The sequence below is a fragment of the Streptococcus sp. DD11 genome, from assembly GCF_001578865.1.
Taxonomy (GTDB): domain Bacteria; phylum Bacillota; class Bacilli; order Lactobacillales; family Streptococcaceae; genus Streptococcus; species Streptococcus panodentis.
The window spans coordinates 123,511-135,126 of record NZ_KQ969393.1; the positions used below are offsets into that span (position 1 = coordinate 123,511).

The window sequence follows — 11,616 nt, forward strand, 5'->3', positions numbered from 1 at the left end:
AAAATCCTAATATCGCCGGTTCGTTTTTACCAGCGCTTTATTTCACCTGCCTTTCCTCCTTCCTGCCGTTTTCGGCCGACCTGCTCCAACTACATGATTGAAGCCATTGAGAAGCACGGCGCCAAGGGAGTTCTGATGGGCCTGGCCCGCATCCTGCGCTGCCATCCTTGGTCTCAGAAAGGAGACGATCCGGTGCCGGATCATTTCAGCCTAAGAAGAAGTAGATCAGAATAAAGGAATTTTTATTTTCTTTTTCTTTTTTTATACAAAATCCTTGACATATATATATAAGTGTTATACTCAAAGTGTAGGGTACTTTTTAGAAAGGAAACATTCGGAAATCATCCAGGTTAGAGGTCAATTCACCTTGGTGACGGCATCACTAACGGAAAACAAGGCTAAAGGGTTCCTTACTTCTAACCCTGTGCACGCTTCCAGATATGAGGTACACAATTAATGAAAAAGATTTTGCTCATTTTGGCGGCTCTCTTGCTGCTGCCTTGGACCGTTCAGCTTCGTGCTGCTGATGCTGCTTCTGAGCAGGCCGCCCCGGCTGTCAAGGCAAATAATTACACGATTAAAGTCTTGACAGAAAATCTCAAAGACAGCAGTCAAGAGGAAATTGACCAGTTTTTTGAAGGGCTCTCAGATGATACCCGCATTTGTGCAGATAAGACTGGCGGCTTTGTCTATCGGAGTCAGGATGCTCCACAAGTTAATCCGAATCAGCCAGACGCCGCTGTATCTACTAACCAAGCCGGCCAAGAGCAGGTCCATGATATCAATGGTCCTGACTCAGCAACGGTCAAAGAGGTGAAAGAAGCTCTGGAAAGTCTGAAATCATAAAGAAAACTCCCTGTATCACCGTTTTTGGGCGGTTGATACAGGGAGTTTATTTCATATAAATTTTCGGATAGTTCTAGAAATGTCCCAAGAATGCTTTATTACCTCCTTGACCAGGTTCTTGGCAGAAAGAGCAGGAGGATGGGGTAGATTTCCAGCCGGCCGGCAATCATAGCCAGCGACAGCAGCAGTTTGGAAAAAGGGCTGAAAATGGAGAAGGTATCCGTCGTTCCAATCATGGGACCAATATTATTAAAGCAAGACAGAACGCCGCTGGTTACGGTCATAAGATTGTTATGATCCAGACTGACAAAGAAAATCAGCCCAGCCACAATCAGGACATAGACAGCCAGATATTTGAGGACCTTGTGCTGGGTATCCTTGTCCAGCACTGCCCCATTGACATGCATGGTCAGGACCCGATTGGGCGACAGGGTAGAGAGGATTTGATTCTTAGCGATACGGGCCGTAATCAGACAGCGAATCACCTTAAAACCTCCGGCGGTTGAGCCGGCCGATCCCCCAATACACATGAGCAGGAGCAGAATGACCTGAGAAAAGAGCGGCCATTTGACCGTATTGCCGTAGCCAAAGCCAGTGGTTGTAATGATATTGGACACCTGAAAGAAAGAGATTTCCAGACTCTTGGCGAAGCCCTGGTAGAGATGAAAAACATTGAAAGCAATCAAAGCTGTGGAAACAAAGACAATCCACAGATAGCCTCGCAGTTCTTCATCGCCGAAGCAGGCCTTAAACTTGCGAATCAGCAGGTAGTAGTAGAGGTTGAAGTTGACCCCAAAAGCCAGCACGCCGAAGCTGACCAGATAGGTAATGAGCGAGCTGTTGTAGTGGGCAATGCCGTCATTGTAGACGGTGAAACCTCCGGTGCCGGCTGTTCCCATGGCAATAACCAGGCTGTCAAAGAGCGGCATGCCGGCCAGAAAATAGAGCAGGGCAAAAAAGGCAAAGAGAGCCAGATAGATGATGTAGAGGATCTGAGCTGTATTTTTTAATTTGGATACAACTTTGCCAAAGACCGGGCCCGGAACCTCGGCTTTCATGACCTCTAAGTGGCTGTTCTTGGCATTGTCCATAATGGCCAGAGCAAAGACCAGCACTCCCATACCGCCAATCAGGTGGGTAAAGCTGCGCCAAAAGAGCAGGGAGTGGGAGAGGACGCTGACGTCGTCAAGAATGGTCGCCCCAGTCGTGGTAAAGCCCGAGCTCACCTCAAAGAAAGCATCGATAATGCTGGGAATCTGACCGGAAAAGACAAAGGGCAGGGCTCCAAAGAAGGACCAGAGAATCCAGCAAAGGGCAACAATCAGAATCCCCTCCTTGGCATAGATGTGGACGTCTTTGGGTTTAAAGAGGGAGCCCAGGCCGCCCAAGACCAGAAGAATGGCCATGGTGGCTCCGATAGAGAGATAGACGTTGAGCGGCTCCTGATAAATCAGAGCCACTATCAGGGGAATGATCAGAAGACCGGCCTCAATCAGCAGCAGCTTGGACAGCAGGTAGCGAATCATTGATTTATTCATGGGGCTACCTCGCAATCAAGTCGTAAATCTCAGTGATATTCTGCAGCAGGGTGGTCACGACAATCTGGTCTCCCGCCTGCAGGACATCCTCTCCGGTTGGGAAAATAGCCCTGCCTTGCCGGAGAATGGCTGCAATCAGCACATCTTTTTTGAACTGAAGCTGAGACAGGGGTTTGCCGGTCATTTTGTTTCCCTCGGTAATCTGGAACTGCAGGGTCTCAATCTGACCATTGGCCACATGGTGCAGGGCCTCCAGACTGGAGAACTGAGCATTGTAGCGGCCGCGGACAAAGTGCATAATGGTATCCACAGCGATGCCTTTCGGTGTCACAATGCTGGCAAAATCCTGATTGTCAATAATGTCCAAGAGGCTGGTCCGGTTGACCTTGGTGATATTCTTCTGCACTCCCAGATTATTGAGAAACATGGACGTAATGATATTTTCCTCATCGACCCCAGTCAGAGTCGCGACTGCATCATAGTTGACCGCGCTCTCCTCTAAGAGAATATCCTTGGCTGTGCCGTCTCCGTGCACCACATAGAGATCAGGAAATTCCTGACTGAAAAACTCTGCCCGCTCACGCTTGACCTCCACCACTTTGAGATCGATTTTGCTGTTTTTGAGGATATTGAGCAGGTAGTAGGCAATTTTGCCGGCTCCGATAATCATCAGGCTCTTGATGACCCGCGGCCGTACCTGATTGTGAAAGAGGACCACTTCCAAACGGTTGCCGGTGACAAAGATCTTATCATTGGCCTCTAGGATGAAGCTGCCGCTGGGAATCTGCAGCCTGCCTGCCCGCTCAATAGCGCAGACAATGATATTGCCGAAGCGCTTTCTGAACTGGGAAATATTCATTTGGCAGAGATTGCTGTCGCTCTTAATCTTAAACTCCATCAGAGCTACGCGGCCGTTGGCAAAATGCTCCACCGAAAGAGCATTGGGGAAGTCAATGATATTGGCAATATAGCGAGCGGCCAATAGCTCGGGGTTGACCACCAGCGAGAAGCCCAGAATGTTCTTCTCCTTGAAGTAAGAATTGGAATATTCGGGATTGCGCACACGGACGATGGTCTCCTTAGCGCCCATCCGCTTGGCCAGAACTGCCGAGACCATATTGACCTCATCGTGCTCCGTCATAGAGATAAAGATATCGCAGTGCTCTACATCAGCCTGCTCCAAGACCTTGAAATTGGCTCCATTTCCGGCAATACCGATAATATCATAACGCTTGGTAATATGGTTGAGGACAGACTCATCCTGCTCAATCAGGACCACATCATGATTTTCAGCCACCAAGGAGCGGCAGAGAGCGGTTCCGACCTTGCCGCCGCCAACAACGATAATTTTCATAAGATTCCTCCAAAGTATGTAACTATCATACTCCTTTTTTGCCTAAATTTCATCTATTTTTAAAAATTTTGGCGGAGAAATGCAAAGGATTAAAGCGGAAATCAGACCGTTTTGGCAATGAAGGCGGCATTCCGTCTCAGATTTTCCGAACGGTCCAGAACTTTCCTTTTCTTTTTTTTCATAATCGTGATAATTTTTCATCAAACTGACATGATTTTGCGAAAAAAATTTAAAAAAAGACCATTTTTTAAGCTTTTTCTGTTGACTTGTAGGCGGAAAGTGTTATACTAAATAAGTACCTTCATTGGTTTACCTCAAACCTGTTGTGATGTAAGTTAATGAAGCTTTAACCACGCTGTTTGCTGAGCTTGACTCCGGGCAGTGTGGCTATTTTTTTATCTCAAGGAAATACTAGGAAAAGCATTTATGACAAACCATATCGTCCTTTTTGAGCCTCAGATTCCGCAGAACACCGGCAATATTGCCCGCACCTGTGCTGCGACCAACTCGCCGCTCCACATTATCAAGCCCATGGGCTTTCCCATTGACGACCGCAAGATGAAGCGGGCGGGGCTGGATTATTGGGATAAGCTGGACATTACCTACTATGAGAGTCTGGACGACTTCATGGCTCAAATGACCGGCCGGCTCTATCTGATTTCTAAGTTTGCCCCTAAGGTCTATGCGGAAACGGACTTTGCGGCGGAAGGGAGCCATTATTTTATGTTTGGCCGAGAGGACAAGGGACTGCCTGAGGACTTTATGCGCCGGCATCCGGAAAAAGCCCTGCGCATTCCCATGAATGACCAGCATGTCCGCAGCCTCAATGTCTCTAACGCTGTCTGCATGATCGTCTACGAGGCCCTGCGCCAGCAGAACTTTGCCAGTCTGGACTTGGTGCATGAGTATGAAGCGGATAAGCTGAAGGGGTAATCGACTTGTTCGGAGGTTAATGATTACTCTTTCTTTTCGTTGAAACAATTTTAATTACATCAAACAAATTGCTTGCTCCGGCAGGCCTTTTTTGGTATCATAAAAGAGTCTTCAGGGCAGGGTGTGAGTCCCGACCGGCGGTGAATTCTGACTAGGAAATGATATTTTCCTTTTATACTTTGTTGACGAGCTTTGCCTAACTCCAGTTATGCCTTCAGCTTGTCGCCTCGTCTAAAAGAAAAATCTCTATTTCCTAGTGCTGAAACAAGTCCGCGAGCGCAAGCTGATGTGGTGAGATTCCACAACCGACAGTATAGTCTGGATGGGAGAAGACAGAGAGGCAGTCAAGTAATCTTGCCGTTTAATCTTTATTTAAGGCCAGCGCCTTATACTAAATAACTGTTAGCTGACAAGCTTTCTTTTGATGACCTTTCCGGCTTCTCTGATTTTTATAAATTGGAGGAACCTGTTATGACAAATACCCGTAAAATGGCGACTGTTGCAGTTTTGGCGGCACTCTCATTTTTACTCATGTTTTATCAAATCCCGCTCGTGGTCGAGTTTCTGAAATTGGATTTTTCGATTATTCCGATTTTGCTGGCTCTGGTTATGCTGGATTTGAAAAGTGCTTTTGCAGTTCTGCTGATTCGCTCGGTTTTGAAGCTGGCTTTAAATGGACGCGGTGCGGAAACCTTGATTGGTCTGCCTATGAATATTCTGGCTGTGGCAGTCTTTCTTCTAGCCTTTGCGCTTATCTGGAAGAGGGACAAGACTCTGAACCGGTACTTACTGGCTTCGGTTTTGGGCACCTTGGCTCTGACAGCCGCTATGTTTTTGATGAATTATTTCTATGCAGTGCCGCTGTATGCACGCTTTGCCAACTTTGACATCAATCAGATGGTCGGTATGTCCAAATACCTCTTTAGTATGGTCATCCCCTTTAACCTATTAGAAGGAGCAATCTGGGCTCTCGTCTTTTGGCTGATTTACACGCTCTTGCAGCCCGTTCTAAAACGCTATGAAAAATAAACAATCTTATCTGACAAAGGGCTCTTTCGCCCTTTTACTTTTCGTCATTCTTGGCTATATAGTCAAGTTTTATCCTGAGCAGCTGACCGGCTTTGACGGGTCTTTTCAGACCTGGCTGCGGGGAGATCTGCCTGCTGGCCTGACAGCTTTTTTCAAAATTGTGACCAGTACCATTGATCCTATCGGCATCATTATCTGGGTCTCTGCTGTCTTTCTCTTTTTCCTTTATAAAAAGTGGAAAGCAGAGGCCGCCTTGCTGGCCGGAAATCTGGTTCTGCATGGTATGTTGATTAAGCTGATTAAGCTGGTCTACCAGCGGCCGCGGCCGGCCATTGAGCATCTGGTTACAGAGGGGGGCTATTCCTTCCCCAGCGGCCACACCATGGCAGTGACTCTGGTTGCCGGAAGCCTGATAATCATTGCTGCTCAGCGGATTCAGCAGCAAACAATCAAGCGCCTGGTGCAAGGAAGCTTGCTGCTTTATATTCTTACCATTGCCCTGTCTAGGGTCTATCTGGGCGTTCACTATCCGACAGATGTCATTGCCAGCATGCTGCTGGGCTTTGCCATTCTCAATATTGAGTTCCCTTTTTATGACAAGCTGCGCTTTCAATGGCGCTTTAAGAGTAAGCAGAAATGAGAAATAAGGCCGGGCTTCCGGCCTTTCTGATATGCTTTTGCGGAAAGGAGTGACATGACTGTTTTGAATCAAGCTCTGGCCCAGCAGGTCCTGGATCTGGTGGACAGGATTCCCAGAGGGCGCGTGGCTTCCTACGGACAGATTGCCCGCTTGGTCGGACGTCCCCGAAATGCCCGTCTGGTGGCAAAAATCATCAGTCAGGCGGAGCGCTACGGCGGCCATCATCCCTGCCACCGGGTAGTCAATGCAGCCGGCCGGCTGGCTCCGGTCTGGCTGGATCAGGAGGCCCTGCTCTGGGCTGAAGGGGTTGATTGCAAAAAGCCGGGAGTTGTTGATATGAAGCTCTACCAATGGGAAAAATGAAGAGGATGCCCTACTCTCTTTTTTATTTGGCTGAATTGTGGTAGAATATTCTCTATGAAATCGTACAATACGCTCAATGATTATTATCGGAAGTTGTTTGGGGAGAAGACCTTCAAGGTTCCTATTGACGCGGGCTTTGACTGTCCCAACCGGGACGGGACGGTAGCGCACGGCGGCTGTACTTTTTGCACGGTGTCGGGCTCAGGCGACGCCATTGTGGCCCCAGATGCACCCATTCGGGAGCAGTTTTACCATGAGATTGACTTCATGCACCGCAAGTGGCCGGAGGTCCGGAAGTATCTGGTCTATTTCCAGAATTTCACCAATACCCATGAAAAAGTGGAAGTTATCCGGGAGCGCTATGAGCAGGCCATCAATGAGCCTGGTGTCGTCGGCATCAATATAGGGACCCGGCCGGACTGTCTGCCCGATGAGACCTTGGCCTATCTGGCGGAGCTGTCCGAGCGCATGCATGTGACCCTAGAGCTGGGGCTGCAGACGACCTATGAAGCAACTTCGGATCTGATCAACCGCGCCCACTCCTATGAACTCTATGTGGAGACGGTCCAGCGGATCCGCAGGCAGGCTCCCAAGGCAGAAATCGTGTCGCACCTGATTAACGGCCTGCCGGGTGAGAGTCATGAGATGATGCTGGAAAATGTCCGCCGCTGTGTGACGGACAATGATATCCAGGGCATCAAGCTCCACCTGCTCCATCTCATGACCAATACCCGCATGCAGCGGGACTATCACGAGGGCCGGCTGCAGCTGCTCAGTCAGGAGGAGTATGTCTCTATCGTCTGCGATCAGCTGGAGATTATCCCTGAGCACATCGTCATCCACCGAATTACCGGCGATGCCCCGCGGGATATGCTGATAGGCCCTATGTGGAGCCTCAATAAATGGGAAGTCCTCAATGCCATTGAGGCGGAAATGCGCCGCCGCGGCAGCAGACAGGGCTGTAAGGTAGAAGGAGGATAAAATGGGACAAGTTGTTTATCATTATTTAAGCGGCACACAAGAATTGGCTTCTTATTTTATAGTCTTTTAGTTTGCTTTTAGTACGAGGCAGCGAGCCGCAGACAGTACTGGCGTACGGCAAGGCGAGCTAACAAAGTAATAAAAGATAAACTAAATGACGATATCTAAGAATCGGCTGGACTTACCATCAGTATTAATAGATTTAACAATAGAGGAAACATCTGATGACTGTTGTCAAATTCAATTTAATACCAGAAATGCTGAATACCCAAAGGCTTTAATGCAAGAAGTAATGTTAAAATTTCCGAATACAACTTGGTATGCAATGGAAGAAAACTGTATTTTGCAAGCAAAGTTTTTCCTTAAAGATGGAAAAGTAGGTTATTCTGAACGATCTGTAACTGAGATGGTTGGAGATTGTGTACTTTCCTTTCAGATTGAGCAAGCCGAAACAAGACGTCCGCAAGCAATTTACTTTCTATTTGCAGATGGTAGGATTCTTTTTGAGGATTTTTTGAACAATTGCTATGAAGAGAAACGAATGGATAGGAACGAAAAGAAAGGATTTTTTAATCAACTTGATTGGCTGTGTCAAAGCGTAGTGCCCGAAGATATAGGTGGAATGCAGTAGATAACTTTATGAAGAATGGCAATAAATTTTATGCTTTCATTGTACACAAACAATATCGTTTTGTGATTGAAAATCCCTATTATAGTGATGAACCAATAGACGAAATGATGATAAAGCCATTTTCATTTTTTCATAACTATCTTAAGTCACTCTTAGACCGTAAACAGATAAGGAATTATTTATGATCAAACGCCCCATTCACCTTTCCCATGATTTTTTGGCGGAGGTTTTAGATGGCCAGAGCGTGGCCGTGGATGCGACCATGGGCAATGGGCATGATACCCTCTTTCTGGCCCGGCTGGCCAAGCAGGTCTATGCCTTTGATATTCAGGAGCAGGCGCTGACCAAGACCCGCCAGCGGCTGAAGGAGGCGGGTCTGGACAATGTCCGCCTGATATTGGCCGGCCATGAAGAGCTGAGCCGCTATGTGCCTCGCTTTAAGGCCGCGATTTTTAATCTGGGCTACCTGCCCTCGGCTGACAAGTCAGTCATCACCCAGCCTCAGACGACTTTACAGGCACTGGATCAGGTCTGTCAGGGACTGGAAGTTGGGGGACGTGCGGCGGTCATGATTTACCAGGGCCACGCAGGAGGGGATAGGGAGCGCGATGCGGTGCTGGATTTTGTCCGGCAGTTACCCCAGCAGGCTTTTACTGTCATGCTTTACAAAACCCTCAATCAAATCAATCATCCGCCTTTTTTGGTCATGATTGAAAAACTAAAGGAAGAAAAAGATTAAAATGGATAAGCAATACTTGCAGGAAAAACTGACCGGTCTTCGCAGTAAATATGTGGAGTCCACCAATGGCGAAACAGCTGCCGGCTTCTTGGATGAAGCCCGTATGAATAAAAAGATGCTGCGCATCAAGAAAAAATTGGTCAGTCTGGAAATGGAACGCTGTCAGAAACGGATCGAACATCGGGATCTCTCCAAGATTGACCAGAAAATTTCTCAGCAGAAGGCTTTGTTTCAAGAGTGCTGCAAAGAAAGATAGGGGAGACTGCTGATGGAAATCCTCCTTTATACGATTATCTTTCTGAGCCTGCTGGTCATCTCCAATGTCACCAACCGTATCTTTCCTAAGCTGCCCCTGCCCTTGCTGCAAATTGCTCTGGGGGTACTGGTTGGTTTTTTCATCCCCTTGGGGCGCTTTCAGCTGGATACAGAGCTTTTTTTGGCTCTGGTCATCGGTCCCCTCCTTTTTCGGGAGGCTGAGGAGAGCAATGTGACCAGTATTCTGAAGCATTGGTACATCATTCTGTATCTGATTTTTCCAGTTATTTTTGTTTCGACTTTGAGCTTGGGCTGGCTAGCCCACAGCTTCTGGCCGGTCCTGCCTTTGGCTGCCTGCATTGCAGTCGGAGCCGCTTTGGGGCCGACAGATCTGGTGGCCTTTGCCTCCCTGTCAGAGCGTTTCAGCTTTCCCAAACGGGTGGAAAATATCCTCAAGGGCGAGGGCCTGCTCAATGACGCTTCGGGGCTGGTTGCCTTTCAGGTGGCTCTGCTGGCTTGGACGACAGGGACTTTTTCTCTGGAAAAGGCCAGTCTGTCCCTGCTCTTGTCCATTATCGGCGGCTTTGCGGTCGGCATGCTGACGGCAGCCTTCAATCGCTGGCTGCACAAGATTTTGATGAGCGCCCGTGTGTCGGATATTGCCAGTGAGCTGCTGCTGGAGCTCAGTCTGCCGCTCATGACCTTCTTTCTGGCAGAAGAGCTGCATGTGTCGGGCATTATCGCAGTGGTGGTGGCTGGTATTTTTAAGGCCAGCCGCTTTAAGCGGATTACGCTCTTAGAAGCTCAGGTGGATTCGGTGACGGATACGATTTGGAATACGGTCAATTTCATGCTCAATGGCTCGGTCTTCATCATTCTGGGCATGGAGCTGGAAATGATTGCCGAGCCGATTCTCAAAAGCCCCATCTATGACAATCTCCTGCTGCTGGTCAGCATTGTCTTTCTGACCGTGCTGCTTTTTGCTATTCGCTTTGTCATGATTTGGGGGCTCTACTTTTACCGGACCCGCAGATTAGGGAAAAGCCTGAAGAATTATCTCAAAGAGATGCTGCTGCTGACTTTTTCGGGTGTCAAGGGGACGGTCTCCATTGCCACTATTCTGCTGATTCCGACCGCCTTGGAGCAGCAGTATCCGCTCTTGCTGTTTCTGGTTGCCGGTGTGACCCTGCTCAGCTTTTTGACGGGGATTGTCACCCTGCCTCATCTGTCTGAGGATAGGGGAGAAGGGCCTGATCGCCTGATGCACATCGCTATTTTAAATGAAGTCGTAGTAGAATTGGAGGAGGAACTCAAGCACACCAAGGCTAAAGCTCCTCTCTATGCGGCTATTGACAACTATCACGGCCGAATTGAAAACCTGATTCTGGAGCAGGAGGACAAGGGAGTGCAGCGGGACTGGGCGGCCCTCAAACTTCTCATCCTCAGTATTGAAAATGACGGTTTGGAGCAGGCTTTTGAAGAAGGGAAAATCAGCAACCGCAGCTACCATGCCTACCAGCGCTACCTGCGCAATATGGAGCAGGGCATCAACCGCAACTGGGCTTCGCGCTTTACCTATTTCTTTCTGGTCAGTCTGCGTCTTCTGCGGGTCCTTGTCCATGAGCTGGTGACATTGGGAGCCCGCCTGCGCAGCTGGAGCAACCGCAGCAATCGCCGCCTGACTGCTGAGGATATTGACCAAATCGCTGAGCTCTATCTGGCCAATACGGAAGTCATCATTGAGAGTCTGGAAAATCTGAAGGGTGTCTATCAGAGCGCACTGGTCAGCTTCCTGCAGGCTTCTCGTCTGCGCGAGACGGAGATTATCGGCAGCGGCGCCTTTATTGAGCGGGTTATCACCCGCATCAAGCCCAATAATATTGACGAAATGCTGCGGGGCTATTATCTGGAGAGAAAGATTATCTTTGAATACGAAGAGAAGAAGTTCATCTCTGCCAGCTATGCCAAGCATCTGCGTCAGAATGTCAATAATCTGGAAAACTACTCGCTCAAAGAAACCGCCAATACCCTGCCTTATGACATGATGAATTATGCCAGAAACCGCTAAAAGAACCCCGCTGGAACTGAAACCAGCGGGGTTTATCGTCATTTCGTGTATCTTTTATTACTTTGTTAGCTCGCCTTGCTTTAACAGTCTAGTAGACTGTTGAAGGTTGCGGATAAAGGGAACGAAGTTCCCACAGAACGTAGACAAATTCCATTTTCTTTGTAAAAATTTTATAAATTCTTACAAAGAATTAAGAAAAAGCTCATTGCTATAACTCAAACTTGTAACCTCAAAAACGG

13 protein-coding genes and 1 riboswitch are annotated in these 11,616 nt (G+C 48.2%); of the genes, 11 read left to right on the forward strand and 2 right to left on the reverse strand.

What is annotated here, in order from left to right; translation table 11 throughout:
- Window positions 1–3 precede the first annotated feature (3 nt).
- Window positions 4–234, forward strand: coding sequence for a membrane protein insertion efficiency factor YidD (gene yidD / locus STRDD11_RS03870; protein ID WP_128835591.1), 231 nt, complete (start codon window positions 4–6; stop codon window positions 232–234).
- Window positions 235–456: 222 nt separating this feature from the next.
- Window positions 457–846, forward strand: a complete 390-nt coding sequence (locus STRDD11_RS03875; RefSeq protein ID WP_128835594.1) for a hypothetical protein — start codon at window positions 457–459, stop codon at window positions 844–846.
- A gap of 98 nt (window positions 847–944) precedes the next feature.
- Here the strand turns inward: STRDD11_RS03875 and STRDD11_RS03880 are convergent, their stop codons facing one another.
- Together STRDD11_RS03880 and trkA are read right to left on the reverse strand one after the other, a co-directional pair.
- Window positions 945–2,384 (reverse strand): TrkH family potassium uptake protein, encoded by a 1,440-nt coding sequence (locus STRDD11_RS03880; protein ID WP_128835596.1) that lies wholly within the window; start codon window positions 2,382–2,384, stop codon window positions 945–947.
- A gap of 4 nt (window positions 2,385–2,388) precedes the next feature.
- Entirely contained in the window at window positions 2,389–3,738 is a 1,350-nt protein-coding gene (gene trkA, locus STRDD11_RS03885; RefSeq protein ID WP_128835599.1) for a Trk system potassium transporter TrkA, read from the reverse strand.
- 426 nt (window positions 3,739–4,164) lie between these two features.
- Between trkA and STRDD11_RS03890 the strand changes: the two genes are divergently transcribed.
- The 9 genes from STRDD11_RS03890 (at window position 4,165) to STRDD11_RS03930 (ending at window position 11,377) form a co-directional block, all read left to right on the forward strand.
- The gene (locus STRDD11_RS03890; RefSeq protein WP_164828365.1) at window positions 4,165–4,671 is read left to right on the forward strand and encodes a tRNA (cytidine(34)-2'-O)-methyltransferase; all 507 of its coding nucleotides are present in this window, start codon (window positions 4,165–4,167) and stop codon (window positions 4,669–4,671) included.
- A gap of 103 nt (window positions 4,672–4,774) precedes the next feature.
- Window positions 4,775–5,009: riboswitch (FMN riboswitch) on the forward strand.
- Window positions 5,010–5,142: 133 nt separating this feature from the next.
- Entirely contained in the window at window positions 5,143–5,700 is a 558-nt protein-coding gene (locus STRDD11_RS03895; protein ID WP_128835604.1) for an ECF transporter S component, read from the forward strand.
- Window positions 5,690–6,340 carry a phosphatase PAP2 family protein gene (locus STRDD11_RS03900; RefSeq protein ID WP_128835607.1) on the forward strand — a complete coding sequence of 217 codons (651 nt, stop codon included), beginning with the start codon at window positions 5,690–5,692 and terminating at the stop codon, window positions 6,338–6,340. The genes STRDD11_RS03895 and STRDD11_RS03900 overlap by 11 nt, the downstream gene beginning before the upstream one ends.
- Window positions 6,341–6,403: 63 nt before the next feature.
- Window positions 6,404–6,703 (forward strand): MGMT family protein, encoded by a 300-nt coding sequence (locus tag STRDD11_RS03905; RefSeq protein WP_206512684.1) that lies wholly within the window; start codon window positions 6,404–6,406, stop codon window positions 6,701–6,703.
- A 45-nt stretch (window positions 6,704–6,748) separates the two neighbouring features.
- A complete protein-coding gene (locus STRDD11_RS03910; RefSeq protein ID WP_128835612.1) occupies window positions 6,749–7,684 on the forward strand; it encodes a tRNA modification radical SAM protein MnmL/YtqA in 936 nt (311 codons plus the stop codon).
- A gap of 154 nt (window positions 7,685–7,838) precedes the next feature.
- Entirely contained in the window at window positions 7,839–8,315 is a 477-nt protein-coding gene (locus tag STRDD11_RS03915; protein WP_128835614.1) for a hypothetical protein, read from the forward strand.
- Window positions 8,316–8,499: 184 nt separating this feature from the next.
- Window positions 8,500–9,054: a tRNA 5-(aminomethyl)-2-thiouridylate-methyltransferase MnmM gene (locus STRDD11_RS03920; protein ID WP_128836275.1), complete on the forward strand. Its 555-nt coding sequence runs from the start codon at window positions 8,500–8,502 to the stop codon at window positions 9,052–9,054.
- Window position 9,055: 1 nt separating this feature from the next.
- A complete protein-coding gene (locus STRDD11_RS03925) occupies window positions 9,056–9,310 on the forward strand; it encodes a hypothetical protein (RefSeq protein WP_128835617.1) in 255 nt (84 codons plus the stop codon).
- Between the two features lie 12 nt (window positions 9,311–9,322).
- Window positions 9,323–11,377 (forward strand): cation:proton antiporter, encoded by a 2,055-nt coding sequence (locus tag STRDD11_RS03930; RefSeq protein WP_128835619.1) that lies wholly within the window; start codon window positions 9,323–9,325, stop codon window positions 11,375–11,377.
- The last annotated feature ends 239 nt before the right edge of the window (window positions 11,378–11,616 follow it).